The organism is Roseibium polysiphoniae (assembly GCF_014842925.1).
GTDB lineage: Bacteria > Pseudomonadota > Alphaproteobacteria > Rhizobiales > Stappiaceae > Roseibium > Roseibium polysiphoniae.
The window spans coordinates 686,553-707,885 of record NZ_JACYXJ010000002.1; the positions used below are offsets into that span (position 1 = coordinate 686,553).

Annotated in this window: 21 protein-coding genes; 7 read left to right on the forward strand and 14 right to left on the reverse strand. The window is 55.6% G+C overall.

The features are described from left to right. The first annotated feature begins 183 nt into the window (after positions 1–183). The 3 genes from galU (at position 184) to IG617_RS06875 (ending at position 3,077) form a co-directional block, all read left to right on the forward strand. On the forward strand, positions 184–1,077 hold the full coding sequence (gene galU, locus IG617_RS06865) for a UTP--glucose-1-phosphate uridylyltransferase GalU (RefSeq protein WP_192108452.1): 894 nt from the start codon (positions 184–186) through the stop codon (positions 1,075–1,077). Positions 1,078–1,223: 146 nt separating this feature from the next. Then, positions 1,224–2,528 carry a nucleotide sugar dehydrogenase gene (locus IG617_RS06870; RefSeq protein WP_192108453.1) on the forward strand — a complete coding sequence of 435 codons (1,305 nt, stop codon included), beginning with the start codon at positions 1,224–1,226 and terminating at the stop codon, positions 2,526–2,528. Between the two features lie 120 nt (positions 2,529–2,648). Beyond that, positions 2,649–3,077 carry a DUF4864 domain-containing protein gene (locus IG617_RS06875; RefSeq protein WP_192108454.1) on the forward strand — a complete coding sequence of 143 codons (429 nt, stop codon included), beginning with the start codon at positions 2,649–2,651 and terminating at the stop codon, positions 3,075–3,077. 63 nt (positions 3,078–3,140) lie between these two features. Here IG617_RS06875 and tgt read toward each other — a convergent pair whose 3' ends face one another. The 5 genes from tgt to coaD form a co-directional block, all read right to left on the reverse strand. Next, complete coding sequence (gene tgt / locus IG617_RS06880) at positions 3,141–4,286, reverse strand: tRNA guanosine(34) transglycosylase Tgt (protein WP_192108455.1); 1,146 nt, start codon at positions 4,284–4,286, stop codon at positions 3,141–3,143. 5 nt (positions 4,287–4,291) lie between these two features. Further along, complete coding sequence (gene queA / locus IG617_RS06885; protein WP_192108456.1) at positions 4,292–5,386, reverse strand: tRNA preQ1(34) S-adenosylmethionine ribosyltransferase-isomerase QueA; 1,095 nt, start codon at positions 5,384–5,386, stop codon at positions 4,292–4,294. A gap of 191 nt (positions 5,387–5,577) precedes the next feature. Next, positions 5,578–6,039 (reverse strand): peptidylprolyl isomerase, encoded by a 462-nt coding sequence (locus IG617_RS06890; RefSeq protein WP_153770120.1) that lies wholly within the window; start codon positions 6,037–6,039, stop codon positions 5,578–5,580. 68 nt (positions 6,040–6,107) lie between these two features. Further along, a complete protein-coding gene (locus tag IG617_RS06895; protein ID WP_254170480.1) occupies positions 6,108–6,623 on the reverse strand; it encodes a peptidylprolyl isomerase in 516 nt (171 codons plus the stop codon). A 79-nt stretch (positions 6,624–6,702) separates the two neighbouring features. Continuing rightward, entirely contained in the window at positions 6,703–7,203 is a 501-nt protein-coding gene (gene coaD, locus IG617_RS06900) for a pantetheine-phosphate adenylyltransferase (protein ID WP_192108458.1), read from the reverse strand. 173 nt (positions 7,204–7,376) lie between these two features. Here coaD and IG617_RS06905 point away from each other — a divergent pair, with 173 nt between their 5' ends. Then, on the forward strand, positions 7,377–7,781 hold the full coding sequence (locus IG617_RS06905; protein WP_192108459.1) for a hypothetical protein: 405 nt from the start codon (positions 7,377–7,379) through the stop codon (positions 7,779–7,781). A gap of 161 nt (positions 7,782–7,942) precedes the next feature. Here the strand turns inward: IG617_RS06905 and gyrA are convergent, their stop codons facing one another. Then, positions 7,943–10,666: a DNA gyrase subunit A gene (gyrA, locus tag IG617_RS06910; RefSeq protein WP_209008337.1), complete on the reverse strand. Its 2,724-nt coding sequence runs from the start codon at positions 10,664–10,666 to the stop codon at positions 7,943–7,945. Between the two features lie 300 nt (positions 10,667–10,966). On the opposite strand from gyrA, the gene IG617_RS06915 reads away from it, so the two are divergent. Then, complete coding sequence (locus IG617_RS06915) at positions 10,967–11,599, forward strand: MarC family protein (protein ID WP_192108461.1); 633 nt, start codon at positions 10,967–10,969, stop codon at positions 11,597–11,599. Positions 11,600–11,606: 7 nt separating this feature from the next. On the opposite strand, the gene IG617_RS06920 is transcribed toward IG617_RS06915, so the two are convergent. The 5 genes from IG617_RS06920 to IG617_RS06940 all read right to left on the reverse strand — a co-directional run bounded on the left by IG617_RS06920 (position 11,607) and on the right by IG617_RS06940 (position 15,160). After that, complete coding sequence (locus tag IG617_RS06920; protein ID WP_209008298.1) at positions 11,607–11,981, reverse strand: hypothetical protein; 375 nt, start codon at positions 11,979–11,981, stop codon at positions 11,607–11,609. Positions 11,982–12,149: 168 nt separating this feature from the next. After that, positions 12,150–12,494, reverse strand: a complete 345-nt coding sequence (locus tag IG617_RS06925) for a winged helix-turn-helix transcriptional regulator (RefSeq protein ID WP_192108462.1) — start codon at positions 12,492–12,494, stop codon at positions 12,150–12,152. A gap of 235 nt (positions 12,495–12,729) precedes the next feature. After that, entirely contained in the window at positions 12,730–13,512 is a 783-nt protein-coding gene (locus tag IG617_RS06930) for a TylF/MycF/NovP-related O-methyltransferase (protein ID WP_192108463.1), read from the reverse strand. Positions 13,513–13,575: 63 nt separating this feature from the next. Then, complete coding sequence (locus tag IG617_RS06935; protein ID WP_192108464.1) at positions 13,576–14,298, reverse strand: class I SAM-dependent methyltransferase; 723 nt, start codon at positions 14,296–14,298, stop codon at positions 13,576–13,578. 490 nt (positions 14,299–14,788) lie between these two features. Beyond that, a complete protein-coding gene (locus IG617_RS06940; protein WP_192108465.1) occupies positions 14,789–15,160 on the reverse strand; it encodes a winged helix-turn-helix transcriptional regulator in 372 nt (123 codons plus the stop codon). Between the two features lie 117 nt (positions 15,161–15,277). Between IG617_RS06940 and IG617_RS06945 the strand changes: the two genes are divergently transcribed. Further along, on the forward strand, positions 15,278–16,294 hold the full coding sequence (locus IG617_RS06945; protein ID WP_192108466.1) for a zinc-binding alcohol dehydrogenase family protein: 1,017 nt from the start codon (positions 15,278–15,280) through the stop codon (positions 16,292–16,294). Between the two features lie 208 nt (positions 16,295–16,502). On the opposite strand, the gene IG617_RS06950 is transcribed toward IG617_RS06945, so the two are convergent. Genes IG617_RS06950 through guaA form a run of 3 tightly spaced genes read right to left on the reverse strand, consistent with a single transcriptional unit; the run spans position 16,503 to position 19,947 of the window. Then, positions 16,503–17,444 (reverse strand): polysaccharide deacetylase family protein, encoded by a 942-nt coding sequence (locus IG617_RS06950; protein WP_192108467.1) that lies wholly within the window; start codon positions 17,442–17,444, stop codon positions 16,503–16,505. Then, positions 17,437–18,321, reverse strand: a complete 885-nt coding sequence (locus IG617_RS06955) for a formyl transferase (RefSeq protein ID WP_192108468.1) — start codon at positions 18,319–18,321, stop codon at positions 17,437–17,439. The genes IG617_RS06950 and IG617_RS06955 overlap by 8 nt, the downstream gene beginning before the upstream one ends. 54 nt (positions 18,322–18,375) lie before the next feature. Continuing rightward, entirely contained in the window at positions 18,376–19,947 is a 1,572-nt protein-coding gene (gene guaA / locus IG617_RS06960) for a glutamine-hydrolyzing GMP synthase (protein WP_192108469.1), read from the reverse strand. A gap of 305 nt (positions 19,948–20,252) precedes the next feature. On the opposite strand from guaA, the gene IG617_RS06965 reads away from it, so the two are divergent. Then, positions 20,253–21,329, forward strand: coding sequence for a tetratricopeptide repeat protein (locus IG617_RS06965; RefSeq protein ID WP_192108470.1), 1,077 nt, complete (start codon positions 20,253–20,255; stop codon positions 21,327–21,329). Positions 21,330–21,333 lie beyond the last annotated feature (4 nt).

A 21,333-nucleotide genomic window follows, 5' to 3' on the forward strand; every position in this document is an offset into this window, starting at 1 on the left:
CAATTGATTTTATATACTGATGCGCGCCGAAACTGACGCCAATCACATCATGAGATTGTCATTTCTATTTCACAGACCGGAACCTATAGAATGCTTAGACGTTTCAGCTTTGAGCTACGCTGAGCTTCTCCATATATCTGGCTGCTCGAAATTTATTGATCAGGATCACAGGAAAAACAAAAAATGAGCAAACCGATCCGCAAAGCCGTTCTCCCCGTTGCCGGCCTTGGCACACGTTTCCTTCCGGCCACCAAGGCCGTGCCAAAAGAAATGCTGACCATCGTCGATCGTCCAATCATTCAATACGTGGTCGATGAAGCGCGGGCCGCGGGCATTGAGCATATTGTTTTTGTAACAGGCCGGAACAAGACCGTTATTGCCGATCATTTCGACCGGGCTTACGAGCTGGAAGAAACATTGAAGCGGCGCGATAAGGCCGAGGCTCTGAAGCTTCTTGAGACACTCCGTCCAGATGCCGGATCGACCAGCTTCACACGCCAGCAGGAACCGCTGGGCCTTGGCCATGCCATCTGGTGCGCGCGGGATATCATCGGGCCGGAGCCATTTGCGATCCTGCTTCCCGACATGATCATGAAATCCGATCCCGGCTGCCTCAAGCAAATGGTGGATGTTTATAATCAGAGCGGCGGCAATGTGATCTCGGTGGAGGCCGTGCCGGAGGATCAGACGCATAAATACGGAATTGTTCAGGTTGAGGGGGACATGAACGCCGCCACCTTCGGGATCACTGGAATGGTGGAAAAGCCCGCGCCTGGCACAGCACCTTCCAACCTTTACATCAATGGCCGCTATATTCTTCAGCCAGAAATCTTTGACCTGCTTGCGACACAGGACAAGGGTGCAGGCGGCGAGATCCAGCTTACCGATGCGATGCTGAGCCTGATGAGCCAGCAGAGCTTTACTGGCCTGCGCTTCACCGGCAAGACCTACGACTGCGGTTCCAAAGCCGGCTTCCTAAGCGCAAACATCTCCTACGCACTGGAAGATCCGGCACTTGCCGCTGAACTTCTTCCGTTGCTGCAAGAGTTGGTGGAGCTGCCAGCAGCAGCCGAGTAGCAAACCCTGATAGCGGCAGCTTGCAAAAGGCGGCCTTTTGAGATTAGGACAGGACCGGTTTGTTCTTGCGGAACGATCCGGTCTTTTTTCTGTTTCTAAACCGGGAGACTGCTTCCTGGCTCATTTTCGCGCACGAAGGTACCCTGATGACGCATTCGACCACGCAATCACCTCGCATCGCTGTGGTCGGCTTGGGTTATGTAGGGCTTCCGGTGGCTATTGCCTTTGCCGCGGCCGGATATGAGGTCATAGGCTTCGACGTCAAAGAATCTCGTCTCGAAGAACTTTCGCGCGGCGTGGATAGTACGGCTTCGGTCGCAGTTGCTTGTCTGGACCACACCAAACTGCGGTTCACCGCACAGCCGGAAGACATTGCCGATTGCGACGTTTTCATTGTTGCCGTTCCCACGCCCGTTGATATTGCGAAAAAGCCGGACCTGACGCCCTTCGTGAGCGCCGCCCAGATTGTCGGCGGTGTGATGAAAAAGGGCGCCATCGTGGTGTTTGAATCGACCGTCTTCCCAGGCGCGACCGAAGACATCGCGGTGCCGGCACTGGAAGAAGCCTCTGGCCTTACATTTGGCGCCGACTTTGGTGTTGGCTATTCCCCGGAGCGTATCAATCCAGGAGATCGCGAGCGCGAATTCAAGGACATCGTAAAGATTGTTTCCGGGAGCTCGAATGCTGTGACGCAGACGCTATGTGATCTCTACGGATCTGTGGTCACGGCGGGAATTCATCGTGCGCCCTCGATTAAGGTTGCAGAGGCCGCCAAGGTGATCGAGAACACGCAGCGGGATCTCAACATTGCCCTGATGAATGAGCTCTCCATGCTTTTTCATGCCATGGGCATCGACACGCGTGACGTTCTGGCCGGGTCGGCAACAAAGTGGAATTTCCTGCCGTTCCAGCCCGGCCTTGTCGGCGGGCACTGCATCGGTGTCGATCCCTATTACCTGACCCACAAGGCCAATGAGATTGGCATGACGCCTCAGGTGATCCTCGCCGGTCGCGGAACGAATGAAGCGATGCCGGGCTATGTCGCGGGCAAGATCATTCAGGGTTGTGTGCGCCTGGGTCGCCAAATGCCGGCAAAGATCGCGGTGCTCGGAATCACCTACAAGGCGAATGTCCCAGACACACGAAACTCCAAGGTTGTCGACCTCATTCGCGAGCTCAAGGACTTCGGCGCAAATGTCATGATCCACGATCCGCTCGCCGATGCGGATGACGTCATGGAGGAATACGGGCTTTCGCTTTCAAGCGCCGATGAATTGATTGGATCTGACGCGGTCGTTCTGGCGGTTCCTCATGACCAATTCTTCGAGGAAGGCGATGCATGGCCATTGATATCAGGGCTAGTTGGACAAGGGCGTTGCCTCGTTGCCGACATACCCGCAAGGCTTGACCGCGGCCAATGTCCTCAGGACATCGAACTCTGGCGGCTTTGACTATCTATGGTGTGAGCCTGTGCGCGTTGCGCAATTTGTGACCTTGCGAACTCTTACAGCAATCCAATTTTCCGAATCACCCGTATACTGATGACATTCCAATGACAGGGAGCGGTCCGTATGCGGTTCATTTTCTTTGTGTGTCTTTGGGTTCTGGGAAGCGCGTCTCTTGCGCCAACGGCCGGGCAAGCGCAGTCTGCTGCCGATGCGTCAGCCTTTCAGTCCATCATCAAGAACCAGATGAATGCCTTTGCTGCAGGTGATTCCAAGACAGCGTTTTCCTTCGCCACGCGCGATTTGCAGCGCCGGTTTCAAACGCCCGATATCTTCATGCAGATGGTCAAGCAGGGCTATCAGCCCGTTTACCGCCCAAAGGACGTCAAGTTCGGAGCCTTGAAGGACACCGCAAGTGGTCCGGTGCAAGAGGTCTACGTAGTCGGACCGAAGGGTGCCAATTGGCTCGCGCTCTACAGTTTTGAGGCGCAGACGGACGGGACCTGGCGGATTTCGGGATGTGTCCTTACTCAGTCACCGGGTTTGTCCGCCTGAGGTCATAGCTGCAGCGCTCTGCCTAGCGATCATGCTGTTGTTTCTTCAGGCCCGCAGCGACTGTCAGAGCGCGGCGATATCGCCGCGCGCCAAGTCCGCCTTGGTCTTTTGATAGAAATCGTCAAAGGTGCCAGTCTCAATGGCGTCCCGCATGCCCTTCATCAGGCTCTGATAATAGGCAAGATTGTTCCAGGTCAGAATCATGGCTGCGAGCCCCTCTCCAGCGCGCACAAGGTGGTGCAGATATGCGCGGGAATAGACACTGCTGGCCGGGCAGTCTGTTTCCGCATCCAGCGGTCGAGGGTCATCCATATGGCGGGCGTTCTTGAGATTGACCTTGCCAAACCGGGTATAGGCAAGACCATGCCGCCCTGCCCGCGTCGGCATCACGCAGTCGAATTGATCGATACCACGCTTGACGCTTTCCAGAAGGTCGTCCGGTGCGCCGACACCCATCAGATACCGTGGTTTGTCGACCGGCATTACGGGTGTGGTGATGTCCAACATGCGCAGCATGACATCCTGAGGTTCGCCGACAGCGAGGCCGCCGACGGAATATCCCTCAAAAGGCATCTTTGAGAGTTCTTCGGCTGAACGGACACGCAGGTCTGGAACATCTCCGCCTTGGACGATGCCATAGAGTCCCTGCCCCTTTTCCGGTCCGCCCATGGTTTCAAACTGTCTACGGGAGCGTTCAGCCCAACGCAGCGACAGTTCCATCGCCCGCTCGACTTCTTCCCGCGGCGACGGCAGCTTGATGCACTCATCTAGCTGCATCTGGATGTCAGACCCCAGAAGCCCCTGTATCTCCACAGAACGCTCCGGCGTCAGATGGTATTTTGCCCCATCGATATGGCTCTGGAAGCGTACCCCGTCCTCATCCAGCTTGCGCAATTGCGCCAGGGACATGACCTGGAATCCGCCGCTGTCAGTCAGGATCGTATGCGGCCAATTCATGAATGTGTGAAGGCCACCAAGGCGCGCGACGCGTTCCGCTGTCGGGCGCAGCATCAAGTGATAGGTGTTGCCAAGCACAACATCGGCGCCGGTTTCGCGCACCTGTCCGGGATACATGGCCTTGACCGTCGCCTGGGTGCCGACGGGCATGAAGGCCGGCGTGCTGACGATGCCATGCGGCGTTTCGATTTCGCCGCGGCGTGCCATGCCGTCGGTTTTCAGCAACTTGAAGGAAAAGGGTTTTGCGGACATGGTCTTTATCTTTCATCACCGGCAAGCGCCGGAAAGAGAAGCGAGCCGTCTCCGTAGCTGTAAAACCGGTAGTTTGTCTCGATGGCATGGGCATAGGCCCGCTGCATGGTGTCGAGGCCGGCGAAGGCCGATACAAGCATGAAGAGGGTTGAACGCGGCAAATGGAAGTTTGTCATCAATGCATCGATCGTGCGGAACCGGTAGCCCGGTGTGATGAAAATCGACGTCTCCCCGGAAAATGGCTGAAGACCATCGGGTCCTTGTGAGGCGCTTTCCAGGATCCTCAGTGACGTGGTGCCGACTGAGACGACCTTGTTGCCACGGGCCTTCACAGCCTTCAATGCCGCAACCGTTTCCACGCTGACTTCACCCCATTCGGCATGCATCTTGTGGGTTTCAGTTTCCTCGGTCTTCACAGGCAGAAACGTGCCTGCGCCGACGTGAAGGGTTACGCGATGCTGTTCTATGCCGCGATCCTCGAGACTCTTGAGAAGCGCAGGCGTGAAATGCAATCCCGCTGTCGGGGCCGCAACCGCTCCGGCTCGCTCCGCGAAGATTGTCTGATAGTCCGACTTGTCCTGCCCATCCTCGCCGCGCTTTTGCGCGATATAGGGCGGCAGAGGAATATGGCCGACCGCGACGATTGCGTCATCCAGCGCCGGACCGCTCAGGTCAAAGACAAGAAGGACCTCGCCCGCGTCACCCTTGTCAGAAACAGTCGCATCGAGTGTTCCAGAAAGACAGGTCTCGTTGTCGCCGCCAAAGCGTACCCGGTCGCCAATGACGAGTTTCTTCGCCGGCCGGACAAACGCCCACCAGCGATCCTGTCCAGCGCGCAGATGCAGGGTTGCACTGATCTTCGCGACGGCATCGCCGCGGGTCCGCGTTCCCTCGAGCTGTGCCGGAATGACCTTGGTGTCATTGAAAACCAGCGCATCGCCTGGCTCCAGGTAGCTCGCCAGATCTGCGACACCTGCATCCGTCAGCTCCGGACTGCCGCCCGGTTTCACGACAAGCATACGCGCCGAATCTCGCGGACGAGCCGGTCGCAAGGCAATCCGCTCGTTGGGAAGTTCAAAATCGAACAGGTCTACGCGCATGAAGCAGTTGGTCTTTGGCCGTGTCAGTGATGGAGGTGTTCGTTCGGCATTTTGGGGCCGAAAACGCTGGATCGCTCTTAGACGGTGACCGTCAGTGGGTCAACCATTGCAGCCAACGTGTTCTCATCCATAAACAAACAGCGCGGAGCCATGGGCTCCGCGCTGTTCAATTCGAATACCGGTCGCGCAGATTATGCGTCTGCAGCGACTTTAAGCGAAACAATGTTGTCCGGGTTCTGAACAGGCTCGCCTCGCTTGATCTTGTCGACATTGTCCATGCCTTCGATCACTTCGCCCCAGACCGTGTACTGGCCGTCCAGGAAACCGGCGTCACCGAAGCAGATGAAGAACTGGCTGTCGCCAGAATCCGGGTTCTGGGCCCGTGCCATTGAACAGGTTCCGCGACCGTGGTGCGCCTTGTTGAACTCAGCCTTGAGTTTCTGGCCCGAACCACCTGTGCCGGTGCCCTGGGGGCAGCCGGTCTGGGCCATGAAGCCGTCAATCACGCGGTGAAAAACGATGCCGTCATAAAACCCTTCGCGCACCAGTTCCTTGATGCGTGCGACATGGTTGGGGGCAAGGTCGGGCTTCATCTCGATGACAACCGGTCCGACGGTGGTTTCCATCAAAAGCGTGTTTTCGGCGTCTTTGATCTCGGCCATTGTATTCTCCGTAGTCTGCGCGGTCAGTGCGACCCCGTTTCATTTGTTGGTTTGAGTGATCAGCCCGCGTCTGCGGCGACCTGCATTTTTACGATCTTGTCCGGGTTTGCCGGTGGCTCACCCTTAGTGATGTTGTCAACCAGGTCCATGCCCTCAACGACCTCACCCCAGACCGTGTATTGGCCATTCAGGAAGTCGCCGCTTGCGAACATGATGAAGAACTGGGAGTTGGCGCTATCGGGGCTTGATGCCCGCGCCATGCCGAGCGTTCCACGGCGGAAGGGTTCGCTTGAGAACTCTGCCGTGATGTCCGGCTCTTCGGAGCCGCCCATGCCCGTGCCGGTGGGATCGCCTGTCTGGGCCATGAAGCCGTCGATCACGCGGTGAAAGACAATGCCGTCATAAAAGCCCTCACGGGCGAGCTTCTTGATCCGGGCGACATGATTGGGCGCCAGGTCCGGGCGCAACTTGATCGTGACGCGGCCGTCCTTGAGATCAAGATACAGCGTGTTCTCCGGATCGAGCGTTTGTGCGGATGCGACAACCGGCATAACGAGGATCGAAGCGATCAACATGAATATGGAAATCAAACGAGACACATGGAACTCCATTTGGTCGTGAAAGCGAGTTGGCCTGTGGTGATACCTGGGCCAGTCAGTTGCGCGTCTTTTCGGCCAGAGGGCCGGCAACGGATGGCGGAACAAATGCGCCGGCATCGCCGCCCATCTTGGCGATCTGACGTACAAGCGTGGCGGTGATGTGGCGGCTTGTCGGAGATGCTGGCAAAAACACAGTTCTGATTTCGGGAGCAAGGGTGGCGTTCATGCCGGCCATTTGCATCTCGTAGTCAAGGTCCGTGCCATCGCGGAGGCCGCGCACAAGATAGTTCGCGCCCAGCGAGCGGGCGGTTTCAATCACCAGATTGGAAAACGAGACAACCCGGATCTTGGCAGCTTCATCAGCATCGAAGGCCGCTTCAGCGGACTCGTGGATCATCTTGACGCGCTCATCAAAGCTGAAAAGCGGCGCTTTGCCCGGATGAACCCCAATGGCAACGACGACTTCATCAGCCAGTGCAATTGCCTGACGGAGGATGTCGAGATGACCGTTTGTGACGGGGTCAAACGATCCTGGATATAGCGCGGTCCGTATCATGGCGCTTTCCATAGCTTGCCCCGGCGGATCCCACAAGCTTCAAAGCCGCGACAAGCGTTTTCGCGAAACTCGGAAAAGCTTCCATTGTGTGACGCGTATCACGACCTCATGGAACGAATTGCGTCATCTTGTGTTTACTAGCCAAAGGGCAACACGCCCAAAGGGAGCTCAAGATGACCGCCTATGATGACTTTCAGAACGATATGTTCCTGCAGAAGTTTGGCAGGGATGTTTTTGAATCCAGGAAACGCGCAGCCAGCCCGCGGAGCGCGATGCAGGTTGCCGGTGTGATGGCCGCGGGTGTTGCCGCTGTTGCCTTGGCTGCATTCTTCACCCTCCAGCCCATCGGTGGCAGCGACAGCGCGATCGCACAGGGTGCGGCGCTGACCAAGTCTGATCGGATGGACAGCACTTTGCCATCCAACTGCCAGGGACAGGCGTGGGGCGCATGGTCGTCTGATTGCGCTGCCGCCATCAGCGGAACAGGCGCCGTCCGTCAGATCAATTTCGTTACCGTGAAACAGCCCGCGCCGACCGAAAACACCACTGTTCTGGAACGCGTGCCGACCAACAGCTAAACGCAGGAACCCACCCCTGAATTCTCCCCGCATTCAGGATCCGAGCGCTTGACCTTCAAACAAAAGCAGCGGCCCTGACTTCGTGTCAGGCCGCTGCTTTTGTTTGGAATATCCCTTCCCCGGGCGAACCCGCCCAGGATCAGAAAAACCCAAAGCCGAACTCATTCGCCGTCCGGTTCGGACGTGCCATCGGAGGTGTCGGCAGTGCCGTCGCCCTGGTCCGAAGACCCAGCTGCACCTTCGCTGCCTTCCTCGTCGATGATCTCATCGTCCTCATCGACCTCACTGATACGCTCCACCGCGACCACATTTTCATCTGTAGCCGTCTTGAAGACGATCACCCCTTGAGTCGCACGTCCAGCAATGCGGATGCCTTCGACCGGGCAGCGGATCAGCTGACCTCCGTCGGTCACCAGCATGATCTGGTCGCTGTCCTCAACGGGGAAGGAAGAGACGAGCGGGCCGTTGCGGTCATTCACCGCCATCGCAGTGATGCCCTTACCGCCACGCCCGGTGACGCGATACTCGAACGAAGACGTACGCTTGCCGTAGCCGTTTTGCGACAGGGTCAGAATGATCTGCTCGGCAGCACTCATTTCCGCATAGCGTTCGGGATTCAGGCCACCTTCAGTGGAGACTTCATCTTCACTGTCGATTTCTTCTGCTTCACCGCGAACGGCGCGGGACATCTTCAGATAGGCAGCGCGCTCTTCCGCATCGACATCGATGTGGTGGAGAATCTGCATTGAGATGACATGGTCGTCATCGGCCAACCGGATTCCCCGAACGCCGACCGAGTTGCGACCAGCAAAGACACGAACGTCGGTGACCGGGAAGCGAATGCATTGTCCGGATGCCGTTGTCAGCATCACATCGGAATGCTCGGAGCAAGTGTCGACATCCACAATGCCGTCGCCGTCCTCGAGCTTCATGGCGATCTTGCCATTGCGGTTGATCTGCACGAAGTCCGACAATTTGTTCCGGCGCACGGTTCCGCGCACCGTCGAGAACATCACGTCGAGGTTTGCCCAGCTCTCCTCGTCTTCCGGCAAAGGCATGATCGAGGAAATCTGTTCACCCTGTTCCAGCGGAAGCATGTTGATCAGGGCCTTGCCCTTGCCAGTCGGGCCGCCAAGCGGCAGGCGCCAAACCTTCATCTTGTAGGCAATGCCGCGTGAGGAGAAGAACAGCACCGGCGTGTGGGTGTTGGCGACAAACAACCGCGTGACGAAATCCTCGTCCTTGGTCGCCATGCCGGAACGTCCCTTTCCGCCGCGACGCTGCGCCCGGTAAGTGGCCAGCGGCACGCGCTTGATATAGCCGCCATGGGACACGGTCACGACCATGTCCTCGCGCTGGATCAGATCCTCTTCATCGAAATCTGCGCCGCCATCAACGATCTCCGTCCGACGGGGCGTCGCAAATTCGTTCTTGATGTCGAGCATTTCGGTGCGGACGATGTCCTGGATGCGCTTGCGCGACCGCAGGATCTCGAGGTACTCGGCGATTTCCGCGCCAATCTTGTTCAGCTCTTCCTCGATTTCGTCGCGGCCCATCGCGGTCAGACGCTGCAGACGCAGTTCCAAAATCGCACGCGCCTGTTCTTCCGACAGCTTGTAGGTGCCGTCTTCCTGAACCATGTGGCGCGGGTCGTCGATCAGGAGGATGAGCGAACGCACATCTTGTGCCGGCCAGTTCCGCTCCATCAACTGCTGTCTCGCAGTGGCCGGATCCGGAGCCGCACGGATCAGTTTGATCACCTCATCAATGTTGGCAACGGCGATGCCCAGACCAACCAAGATGTGTGCCCTGTCGCGGCACTTTCTCAGCAGGTAACGGGTCCGGCGGCCGATGACTTCCTCGCGGAAGGCGACGAAGGCCTTCAGCATGTCGGACAGGTTCATCAGTTCCGGCTTGCCACCGTTCAAGGCAACCATGTTGCAGCCAAAGGAGCTCTGCAGCTGCGAGAAACGATAAAGCTGGTTCAGCACAACGTCGGCAACTGCGTCACGCTTCAACTCGATCACGACGCGCATTCCGGAACGGTCGCTTTCGTCGCGAATGTCGGAGATGCCTTCAATGCGTTTGTCGCGAACAGCCTCGGCGATCTTTTCGATCATGGAGGACTTGTTCACCTGGTACGGAATTTCCGAAACGATCAGGGCAAAGCGGTCCTTGCGGATCTCTTCGACTTCCACCCTGCCGCGCATCACGACAGAACCGCGACCACTCTCGAACGCCGAGCGGATGCCTGAACGGCCTAGAATAATGCCGCCCGTCGGGAAATCCGGACCAGGGACAATTTCCATCAGCTCTTCGAGCGTCATCGCCGGATTTTCCATCATGGCGATGGAAGCATCGATCACTTCGCCCAGATTGTGCGGTGGAATATTTGTCGCCATGCCGACAGCGATACCGCCGGCGCCATTGACGAGCAAATTCGGGAACTTTGCGGGAAGGACGACAGGTTCGCTTTCGGAGTTGTCGTAGTTCTCCTGAAAGTCGACTGTCTCCTTGTCGATGTCGTCAAGAAGCTTGTGCGCGACCTTCTGCAGACGACACTCGGTGTAGCGCATGGCCGCCGCCGGATCGCCGTCAACCGAACCAAAGTTACCCTGACCGTCGATCAAAGGCAGGCGCAACGAGAAGGTCTGCGCCATGCGCACAAGCGCATCGTAAATCGCACTGTCGCCGTGCGGATGGTATTTACCCATCACGTCCCCGACCACGCGAGCCGATTTGCGATAGGGCTTGTTCCACTCGTAGCCGTTCTCATGCATCGAATACAAAATGCGACGATGCACCGGTTTCAGACCGTCTCGAACGTCAGGAAGCGCGCGGCTCACGATCACGCTCATGGCGTAGTCGAGATAGCTTCGCTTCATTTCGTCGACGATGGAAATCGGCTTGATATCGGACGGCGATGCGCCGCCCGAAGTGCTGTTATCCTGATCAGCCAAGGATTGAACTCATATCGTTGTTATTGCTTTTTCTTTTATATCCGATTCATCAATTTGAACCAAATATGACAGTCTTTTCAGGAATGAGCTTACGTCATAGTATTCAATGACTTACGAGCGTCATGCACAGGCTCGAAAATAGATTTAAAAACCACCGGTGATCAAAGCCGCTTCAGAGCTGTAAGATGCCCGGCAAAAGCCCCCTTTCTGGAGCGCAACCGAGCCATGTTCGATTATTTTATCAACGCGTTTGCCACGCTTTTCGTCACCATCGATCCGGTCGGGCTGGCACCGATGTTCCTCGCCGTGACCTCAGGCCTTTCTGCTCACGATCGCCGGCGCGTCGCCATTCGGGCGACGGTGACCGCAGCTGGCATCCTGATGCTTTTCTTCGTGGCAGGTCAGACGGTCCTCAATGTGCTTGGCATCTCGGTGTCCGCGTTCCGCGTCGCGGGTGGTATCCTGCTGTTCCTGATCGCGATCGAGATGGTTTTCGGCAAGCGTGCCGCACGGAAGTCCGAAACGGCTGAAAAAGCCGTGGAGGACAATTCTCCGGGCGATGTCCATGAAGTGGCCATTTTCCCGCTTGCAATCCCCTTGATTGCCGGCCCGGCGGCCATTTCGGCCATCATTCTCCTATCAGGACAGGCTCCTGATACCCTCACCTATGCCGGGCTTGGGGCCGTGATCATCACAATCCTGGGGCTTTGCCTGGTCGCCTTCCTTCTGGCGGACAAGCTTGAAAGGCTGATGGGCGACACGGCTCAGCTGGTGATCACCCGGCTGCTTGGGGTGCTCCTGGCCGCCCTCTCAATTCAGTTTATTGCTGACGGGGTTCTCGTGCTCGCGTCCGGCTAATACGCGTCTAGCGCATCAAAGTGACCTCAAACGTTTCCTCGGCGAAGCCATGTACGGTATCACGCGCACGAATTATGACCTTTGAAATATCATCGGGAATCCGAACGCCACCCAGACTGCGCGTGAAAGGCTGTTCGTTCACATGGGGATGTGCCAGCACGCGTTCTCCCAGAATGTCTCCATCCGGTGTCACGACCTGCCACAGGTCGGCATAGTGGTCCCAGCCGGTGTCGTCATGACGAAGGGTAACGCTGAAGCGCCACAGACCGTCGTTTTGAATGGCATCTACAGCTTCGATCTTTACCTCCCCAGCAAGCGCAGTTCCGGCGAGGAACACTGAGACAAGAAAAGCATAAAGGCATGAAATCAAGCCGCGGCTCATGAGGACACTCCGGATCGGTTAACACCCTGGAACAAGGCAACCGATCCTCGCCGATCCGCGTGCCCGCATGAAATCACAAGCACGTCATGGCGCCACCCCTTCCCGTCTATCAGAGCGAAACGTAAGAGGGGTGGAATCGCGGAATGGCACACGGCCGAAGTCCATGCCTTACCGTACAAGCGTCTGGCTACCGTATTCCTCTGGCCATAGATCGCGATGCGCATCGCCCCAGTCCTTGAGTGCCCTGATGACCGGCTCAAGGCTGCGACCGCGCTCTGTCAGGGAATATTCGACCTTCGGCGGGATCACCGGATAGACTTTACGCTCAATGAGCCCATCCGTTTCAAGTGAACGCAACTGGTTGGTCAACATGCGCTGGGTGACGCTCGGCAGTTTATTGCGAATTTCATTGAACCGCATTGTGCCCTCAAGAAGGTGATACAGAATGACGCCCTTCCACTTGCCGTCGATCAGGCTCAACGTCGCCTCGACAGCACAAGCCGATATACGCATGAAGCCCCGATTTGGATTGTCACCTCCGAGCAAACCAAAGCGTGGGTGGGCAGCAGATTCAACATCAGGCTAATCTTAAGACGCCAATTTTTATAACAACCCAGTTGATGCACTCTGCAATTCACCAATGCCGCGTAGGATCTAAAGCCTTCATAAGCGCTTCAATTGACTATACACATACGCTCGCCCCCACAAAGTGGGGAAGCAACGTGACCCACTTAACAACGCCTTTGTGTCAAGAACCTACCTTCACCCCCATCCGTCCCGTGTAGTCCGTCACATAAAGAAGTGGAGCGTTTGTATTGTTCTCGAAATACTCATCGACTGCTTTTCTCGCCCCTTCCCAATGGCCGTAGTCATCGATCAAAATCGCCCCCCCAACCGTCAATCGCGGATAAAGTATTTCTAGCTCAACCAACGTCGATTCATACCAATCGGTGTCCAAGCGTAGCACGGCGATTTTATCTGGAACGTTACTCCCTTCGTTTAACGTTACAGCGACATCTCCCTTTATGAAGTGAACGTTACCAAGATCGACGCGGCTTTGGATAAAATTTTCTCTGACATCTTCTAATGATGCATAGCACCACTGACTATGACCATTGCTCTGGGTCGCTTCGTATTTTTCGAATGCTAATTCTGCTGTGCCGGTCTTCCGATCATGTAGCGTGGGCTTCGTCATCCCCTCAAACGTGTCAAAAAGGAACACCTGCTTTTTGCTTCCGAGCAGTTCAAACACCTTTTTAGCAAGGATGGCATTACCGCCTCTCCATACCCCGCACTCCACAAAGTCACCGTCTATATCCTGCTCTACAACATGGCGACAGGCCTTCAGGGTCGCGACTAGGCGCGGAACACTCGTCATCGTATAACCACCGGCAATGACATCATCGATGATCTCACGTTCAGCAATACTCAGTTCGACCGGCATCTTCACGACTGGCTGGCTTTGCTGCCTAATTTCAGGGTTCAATTTCCGCGCAAGCTTTAGCGCGATCATCGACATCGTTTTTCTCATGACGCTCTCATGCATTTGATAAAAATTTGGTATAGCATTCCATATTTGGAGAATAATCGATTGCTACATACGCTTAATGCACTTCAATGTATTATGCTTTGCGCCTCGATAGATAACCGATATACTTTCCATCCCAAATTTACGATTCAACAATTCCTCTCCACTTGTTTCCGTCCTTACATCAACAATAAGAGCACCACCCACAGCAAGTATTTCATAGGCACTTTCCAAATATAACTCAATTGGGTAATGGAATCCCCATGAGTATGTTGATATGATTAAGTCGCATGGATTGATCGCTGAATGTAACACCCCATCGTCCGGAGCTTCGATGCAAAAAATTGACTGTTCAGGCACTCCGTTGGCAATCAGGGTTTGTTTAGCTAAATCGAGAGAATTATAAAATGAACCTCTATCCTCAAACATATACCAAACATTTTCATCGACTTGCGTACGGTCGATTAGGTAAATATTTGGATTATTAGCTTTAAGGAACTGATAAAGATAATAATCAAGCGCAGCAATACCGCATCCGATATCCATAATATTTTGCGCATCGATAGGAATATGTCCTTTTATTGAATCAAAGGCTATTTCCATCTCCTTGGCATACCGCTCTGTAATTGTATACGCATTATTTCGCGCATACCTTTGGACATATTGTTCATAAGTCTCAGTCGGCTTGAAGTAACTGAGCAATTTATTCAACGTACTACTTTTTTTCTTCGGCAGAAAATTAGTCCGCTGAAACAGAATGTAATCAGCGGCTTCCGGATCAATTTTCATATCGTCTCCATTGTATTGTCGGTCGCATGATAGGTGAACTAGCTTGGTTCGCCGCCATCGTGAGTATGGCATTTTTATCATGTGATAGCAGACCGCTTTTCGGCAGGGGAACAATACAGTCAAATGGCCAGACACTTTCCCCTGCAATCTGGTTGGGGCTGCGCGACATATTTCGGTATTGCCATTGAAAGATATCATGCTTCAGTATAATTTTACCTACATAGAGATGATGTCGACTGATCTTCGGCCTTCATATGTCTAATTGGTCGTCGACGTGAAGCTCGGACACTCGAAGGTCCCCTCCACACGGCGCAAATACCAGTTTAATTCCAGCCGGTTTTTTTCGCTCTCAACCCTTCATTGTATTTTACATGCAGTCGTCCATCGACCAGTGCCTTTTTATCGCTGGCGGTTGGCTAAGGCGTCACGCTCGGCGAGACATGGCATATCGGCTTGAACGGTTTTATAGGAGCTTCAGCCCACAAGACCCTCAGTCAGCTGCAACCACTAAGCCGAATTCGTCCGGCCAAAGCTCCTTATTGGCATCGCCCCAGTGCTTGAGTGCCATGATGACCGGCTCAAGACTGCGACCGCGCTCTGTCAGGGAATATTCGACCTTCGGCGGAATCACCGGATAGACCTTACGTTCAATGAGCCCATCTGTTTCAAGTGAACGCAACTGGTTGGTCAACATGCGCTGGGTGACGCTCGGCAGTTTCTTGCGAATTTCGTTGAACCGCAAAGTGCTGTCGAGAAGATGGTACAGCACGACGCCTTTCCATTTGCCGTCAATGAGGCTGAGAGTTGCCTCAACCGCACAGCCCGGGCTGCATTCAAAACTCGTGTGTCGGGCACGTGCCATTAGAGTATCCTAATTTATACTTAGTGCCTTTTAAGCCACTTAGCTTCTTTTATGTGCGTTCTTGTCTTCTTCGACTCTATGATCCAGATCAATTAGCAGCAATTCAGGAGCTTTGATATGCGTGCTATTGGTTACGAAAAATCACTACCGATCACCGACGACAACGCGCTCGTCGATATAGATCTGCCACGTCCCGAGCCGCGCGGTTCAGACCTTCTCGTGGAAGTTCGGGCCGTTTCGGTCAATCCTGTCGACACCAAGGTTCGCATGCGGGCGGAACCGGAACCCGGCGACTACAAGGTTCTCGGCTGGGACGCTGCCGGTGTCGTGGTCGCCAAAGGTTCGGATGCGACAGGTTTCGACGTCGGCGATGGGGTCTTTTATGCCGGCGACCTGACCCGCCCCGGCACCAACGCGGAATTTCACCTTGTCGATGAGCGTATCGTTGGCCGGAAACCGAAAAGCCTGTCCTGGGCAGAGGCCGCAGCCCTTCCACTGACCGCCATCACGGCATGGGAAGCGCTTTTTGATCGCCTGAACATCAACACGGCAATTCCCGGGGCGCCGCCCGTCGTTCTCATCATTGGCGGCGCTGGCGGCGTTGGCTCAATCGCCGTTCAACTCGCCAGCAAGCTTACGGACGTTACGGTAATCGCGACGGCCTCACGCGCGGAGACCCGCGACTGGGTCCTGAACCTTGGCGCAGATTATGTCGTCGACCATTCAAAGCCGCTTGCGAAACAAGTTGCCGACCTCGGCCTCGGCGCACCGGCCTATGTCTTTTCGACGACAAACACGGACGATCACCTGACAGAGATTGCCGAACTGATCGCGCCACAAGGCCGCTTTTCACTGATTGACGATCCGTCAAGCCTCGACATCAGTCCCTTCAAGCGCAAGAGCGTCTCGACCCACTGGGAGTTCATGTTCACGCGCTCCATGTTCAAAACGGCAGATATGGCTGCGCAGGGCAAGCTGCTCAACGAGATCTCGAAACACGTCGATGACGGCACCCTCAAGACCACGCTTGGCGAAAATTTCGGTGCGATCAATGCCGAGAATCTGAGGCGGGCGCATCAGTTCATCGAAAGCGGCAAGGCAAAGGGCAAGGTCGTCCTGGAAGGCTTCGCCTAGCTAAAAAATAGAACCGGCGGGAGCCTCAAAAGCACCCGTCGGTCAAACATCCTTACGTGCCAGGCAGCAGCATCATTCCCACTCGTTCGTGCCCGGCGGCGTGGAGGCGATGTCATAGGTGCGGCTATCACCCATAACGCCGACTGTGCGAACCGGCAGAATCGCAACAAGGCCTGCCCGCTCCCATCGTAAAGACCGCGGATGCGCCTCAGAACGACGGCATTTCATGCGCTGCCCGGATCATATCAGGCACCTGCTGTCGAAACTCCTCGAAAGTCGCCTTGGGCATGTACCGTTCCAAAACCGGCAGTCCGTAAAGGTTGGGAAGCGGTCCATCGGTCTGATGGTTGGCCCGATTTCGCGAGAGCAAGGCCGCGCCATATCCTTCAGCCGCCAAAATGGCAAAGGTTTCAGCGTCAAACGTTTCGAGCCCCCCGAAGGGTATCGAAAAAACTTTGCTTGTCTTTCTGTCCAGACCGTCGATTATCAGGGCATTTACCCGGATTTCACGGTCTTTCTCTGGCCTGGAGAGCGACGACAGGACGTAGTGATTGTGGGTATGATTGCCGTAGGTCAAAAGCGGATGATCAATTAATTGATCGTGGTCGTCGGCACATAAATTGGTACTGCGGAGCAGCCCGCCCAACCCAAGATCCAGAAAGTCATCCAGCAATCGGTCAAGCTCTGCGCTGTTGACGTCCGGGGCCTTGCTCCGCTTGTAGAAATCATCTGCCGTGATTGCACTCTTGCGACAAAACGGGTCTGCCCAGGAGACGAAGTCGGCAACCCTGCCCGCGCTAATCAACAGGCGTACCTTGTCCCGCCAGAAGACTTTTTTCGAGAGCGTGGATCCGATCACGAACACGGTTGCCGGTACCCCAAGATCCTCAAGCACAGGCAGGGCCATTGAAAAAACTGACTTGTAGGCATCGTCGAACGTGACCGCAAACGTGCCCTCCTGATCGGGCATCGTGAGAAGATCATCCAGCCGGACGAGATCAAAATGCTCTTTCATCCATGCGAGTTGCTTGTACAGTTCATCAGGGCTGACGTTTTGGAGGTTTGTCTTGACGCTGTCGGGAATGGTGTCAAAGACGGCGTGATACAGCAGCACATGAGAAAAAAGGGGCGTCCTGCCGGACTTAATCATTGTCCACCATGCCATTTCGAACCGTCAGGATCTGAGTGTAGTCCCCTCGGGCTTCACCCGCGATCTGCTGTTGGACCAAACGATCCCGGTTTTCAAAATACAATTTTGCGGCCTTGAACGTCCAGTCGCGATCATAAAACACCTTGCCGGACGTCCATTGCGGCAAGGCCCGGCAGGTTCCGGTCTCAACTTGTTTCAAAGCTTCGATCATAAGCCTGGTGCCAGCGACGATGCTCTTGCAGTTGATTGATCCGTAGGTATCACCGGGCACCGGCACGACCCTTTCTGAAAAAACAATATCGCCGGTATCTATTCCCCGGGACATTTTGTGAACGGTGACACCGAAATAACCGGGGTTGTTGTCGACGAATGGCCAGAAATTGGTTCGTCCGCCGCGATAATAAGGCGACAAGCCGGTGTGCATGTTCAGGACGACGGGAGCGCTGTCCAAAATTCCGCGTCCCAATATGCATGTCCCCATCACGGCAATCACATCTGGTTTGGCCCGGCGGATCGTCTCGATAAAATATGGGGCATTTATGGACCGGAATTCTGAGGTGACGCTCGCCAGCAGAAAATCGAAGTAGCCAGACAGGAAAGAATCTGCCGAGCCGCTGAAGAAGAGGCTTTCATTGCGCCGTTTTTCGTTCTTAAGCGCGACCCCATGTGTCCGGTAACGCCTCTGGTAGTAACGTTGCCTCAGAGTTTGGACCACATGCCGGGACGCGGTCTTGCGGACCTGCTCCAGCTTCGGGCGGTTGATCTCCTTGCCGTCGGTGATCACTCCAACGACGTTGCCGGTCTCTTCTATGATCCGATTGCAGAAATAGAAGTGCCGATCTGAGCCGTCGGTGAGAATTACAATTCGCTTGCCCATACCAAGTTGCCTAGAAGATGGCGCGCCCAACAAGAGGTGGGCTCCACCAAACCGTCACTCCCACTCGATTGTGCCGGGGGGCTTGGAGGTGATGTCATAGGTGCAGCGGTTGATGCCCTGCACCTCGTTGATGATCCGCGTGGCGGTTTCGCCAAGGAACTCGTGAGTGAAGGGATAATAATCCGCCGTCATGCCGTCGACCGAGGTCACGGCTCGAAGCGCACAGGCGTAATCATAGGTGCGGCCGTCACCCATAACGCCGACTGTGCGAACCGGCAGGATCGCAACAAAGGCCTGCCAGATCTCATCGTAAAGACCGTGTTTGCGGATCTGGTCGATATAGACCGCATCTGCCTTTCGGAGAATTTCTAGCTTTTCTCCGGTGATCTCACCTGGACAGCGGATCGCTAGGCCTGGTCCCGGGAACGGATGGCGACCGATGAAGCTGTCTGGCAGACCGAGTTCACGGCCAAGCGCACGGACTTCATCCTTGAAGAGTTCGCGCAGGGGTTCGACAAGCTTGAGGCCCATCTTTTCCGGCAGCCCACCCACATTATGGTGGGATTTGATGGTCACAGACGGACCACCTGAAAAACTGACGCTTTCGATCACATCCGGATAGAGCGTTCCCTGGGCGAGGAATTCCGCGCCATCGATTTCGTTGGCGTATTTCTGGAAGACATCGATAAACAGCTTGCCGATAATCTTGCGCTTGGTTTCCGGATCAGACACGCCTTCAAGATTGGAAAGAAACAGCCTGCTCTCATCGGCATGGATCAACGGAATGTTGTAGTGATCGCGGAACATGGTGACCACTTCGTCGGCTTCATTCTGACGCAAAAGGCCGTGGTCAACAAAAACGCACGTCAGTTGATCGCCAATTGCCTCATGGATCAGAACGGCAGCGACCGAGCTGTCAACGCCGCCGGACAAGCCGCAGATGACCTTCTTGTCGCCAACCTGTTCACGGATCTTCGCAATGGCTTCTTCGCGGTAGGCGCCCATGGTCCAGTCGCCCTTGAAGCCGGCCGCGCGGACGAAGTTCTCATACAGCATCTTGCCATTTGGCGTGTGATGCACTTCTGGATGAAACTGCACCGCATAGAAGTGCCGCTCGACGTCTGCCGTGACCGCGTAGGGCGCGTTCGGCGAAGTACCAAACACCTCAAAGCCAGGTGCAATCTTGCTGACGTGGTCGCCGTGGCTCATCCACACCTGTTCTTTGCCTTCGGCAAACCAACCTTGCAGAATGGAAAGTGGCTCACCTGCAGGGGTGACAAATGCGCGGCCAAATTCGGCAGTGCCGCCGCCGCCTGAAATCTTGCCGCCATCGACCTGACCGCCCAGGTCCTGCATCATCACCTGTTGCCCGTAGCAGATGCCCAGGATCGGCACGCCAAGCTCATAGACCGTCTTCGGCGGTCGTGGAGATCCTTCGCGCACGACAGAATCAGGCCCGCCCGAGAAGATCACCGCCCTCGGCCTAAACTCCGCGAGGAAGGCGTCCGTGACCTTCTGATAGGGATGAATTTCACAAAAGACGTTCAGTTCGCGCAAGCGACGTGCAATGAGCTGCGTAACCTGAGAGCCGAAATCGATGATGAGGAGGCGATCATGCTGGGTCATGGCAAGCTTCTAAACGGATAGCGTCCTAAATTGAAGCTGAAAAACGCACCAATTGCGCGGCTTTCCACCTCTCCTCAACGGACTCGGGGCTCGTTTGGCTTTGTTCGAGCGCTGCTGCCCGCCTGAAGTTTGCACAAGCAAATCCACCGGTGTTGGCGTGACCTTTGCCGAGGAGGATCTTTCGCCTCAAAGGCGGGTTAGAGTGAGCTGAGACGATTCGTTGTAGTTTCGTGGGCAGATCCCAAGTTGGCCAGGCCAAACGGTTTGCCCGGCGCAGATGCTCGCAAAGGATTTTGGAACGGCAAATGACGACACCGGCTCGTGAAGCCTTTGACGAGGCATTGAAACATGAGAGGCAGGGCGACCAGGAAGCGGCGCTTTCTGCATATCTCAACGCGCTTGAAGCCGATCCGGATGACATTGAAATTGCCTATCGGACCGCGACGGCCTTGCTGAGGGCCGGCTACCTTGAAGAAGCGGCCTCCCAGCTACGCCGGATTGTATTTGTCGAACCTGATCATCTCCAAGCCCGTGCAAATCTTGGCAACTGCCAGCTTCTCCTCGACGATCTGGGCAATGCCGAAAGCAATTTCGAGGGGGTTTTGGCCGCCTCGCCTGACAATCACAACGCACTCTATGGACTGGCGACCGTTCGATTGCGGCAGGACAAGACACAAAGCGCCCTCGCCCCGGCCGAGCGTTTGATGGCTCTCCTGCCCGAGAATGCGCCGACTTTGACGCTCTATGCCCAAATTACTGCGAAAGATCCGCAAGCCTCACGTGCTGCGGCTGCCTATCACAAGGCTCTGGGGCTCGATCCATCCTATGTCCCCGCTCTTACCGGCCTGTCTGAACTGTTGATCCGGCGAAAGCGATACGATGAAGCGCTGATGTATGCGGACAAAGCCCTGAAGTTGTCGCCAGAATCGGCTGATCTCCACAAACTGGTCGCCGAGGCCCATTTCGCCGCCGGCAATCTGGACTTTGCCAAGAGCGCCTATTGGGCAGCCCTCACGCGCGCGACAGACGACAAGACCACAATCCTGACGTCACTCAGCGTTGTTTGCCGGAAGCTTGGTGACGGCGAAGCTGCACTCGTTCATGCGCATCGCGCGTTTGAAAAGGCGCCCGACCGGAAAGATGCTGGGAATGCTCTGGGTGCTGCGTTGAAGGCGCTCGGTCACCCCAAAGACGCCAGAGCCGTTTTGACCGCTACAGCGCAAAGCAAGCCGCTGGATGAAGCTTTGACAACTCGGATCGGTCGACTGGCCGCAGAAATTAGACTGGCCGCGAGTTCAGCGCCGGGTCAGGACACGCGTGACGACCCGGCAGAACAGGTCGGAAATCCGACCGGGTCTCCTGAAGGTCCCGGCAACAGCTAGTGCC

Bases quoted from the DNA above. Each gene is read 5' to 3' on its own strand.
- galU (WP_192108452.1), top strand. From the start codon at position 184: ATGAGCAAACCGATCCGCAAAGCCGTTCTCCCCGTTGCCGGCCTTGGC.
- IG617_RS06870 (WP_192108453.1), top strand. From the start codon at position 1,224: ATGACGCATTCGACCACGCAATCACCTCGCATCGCTGTGGTCGGCTTG.
- IG617_RS06875 (WP_192108454.1), top strand. From the start codon at position 2,649: ATGCGGTTCATTTTCTTTGTGTGTCTTTGGGTTCTGGGAAGCGCGTCT.
- tgt (WP_192108455.1), bottom strand. From the start codon at position 4,286: ATGTCCGCAAAACCCTTTTCCTTCAAGTTGCTGAAAACCGACGGCATG.
- queA (WP_192108456.1), bottom strand. From the start codon at position 5,386: ATGCGCGTAGACCTGTTCGATTTTGAACTTCCCAACGAGCGGATTGCC.
- IG617_RS06895 (WP_254170480.1), bottom strand. From the start codon at position 6,623: ATGTTGATCGCTTCGATCCTCGTTATGCCGGTTGTCGCATCCGCACAA.
- coaD (WP_192108458.1), bottom strand. From the start codon at position 7,203: ATGATACGGACCGCGCTATATCCAGGATCGTTTGACCCCGTCACAAAC.
- IG617_RS06905 (WP_192108459.1), top strand. From the start codon at position 7,377: ATGACCGCCTATGATGACTTTCAGAACGATATGTTCCTGCAGAAGTTT.
- gyrA (WP_209008337.1), bottom strand. From the start codon at position 10,666: ATGAAGCGAAGCTATCTCGACTACGCCATGAGCGTGATCGTGAGCCGC.
- IG617_RS06915 (WP_192108461.1), top strand. From the start codon at position 10,967: ATGTTCGATTATTTTATCAACGCGTTTGCCACGCTTTTCGTCACCATC.
- IG617_RS06920 (WP_209008298.1), bottom strand. From the start codon at position 11,981: ATGAGCCGCGGCTTGATTTCATGCCTTTATGCTTTTCTTGTCTCAGTG.
- IG617_RS06925 (WP_192108462.1), bottom strand. From the start codon at position 12,494: ATGCGTATATCGGCTTGTGCTGTCGAGGCGACGTTGAGCCTGATCGAC.
- IG617_RS06930 (WP_192108463.1), bottom strand. From the start codon at position 13,512: ATGAGAAAAACGATGTCGATGATCGCGCTAAAGCTTGCGCGGAAATTG.
- IG617_RS06935 (WP_192108464.1), bottom strand. From the start codon at position 14,298: ATGAAAATTGATCCGGAAGCCGCTGATTACATTCTGTTTCAGCGGACT.
- IG617_RS06940 (WP_192108465.1), bottom strand. From the start codon at position 15,160: ATGGCACGTGCCCGACACACGAGTTTTGAATGCAGCCCGGGCTGTGCG.
- IG617_RS06945 (WP_192108466.1), top strand. From the start codon at position 15,278: ATGCGTGCTATTGGTTACGAAAAATCACTACCGATCACCGACGACAAC.
- IG617_RS06950 (WP_192108467.1), bottom strand. From the start codon at position 17,444: ATGATTAAGTCCGGCAGGACGCCCCTTTTTTCTCATGTGCTGCTGTAT.
- IG617_RS06955 (WP_192108468.1), bottom strand. From the start codon at position 18,321: ATGGGCAAGCGAATTGTAATTCTCACCGACGGCTCAGATCGGCACTTC.
- guaA (WP_192108469.1), bottom strand. From the start codon at position 19,947: ATGACCCAGCATGATCGCCTCCTCATCATCGATTTCGGCTCTCAGGTT.
- IG617_RS06965 (WP_192108470.1), top strand. From the start codon at position 20,253: ATGACGACACCGGCTCGTGAAGCCTTTGACGAGGCATTGAAACATGAG.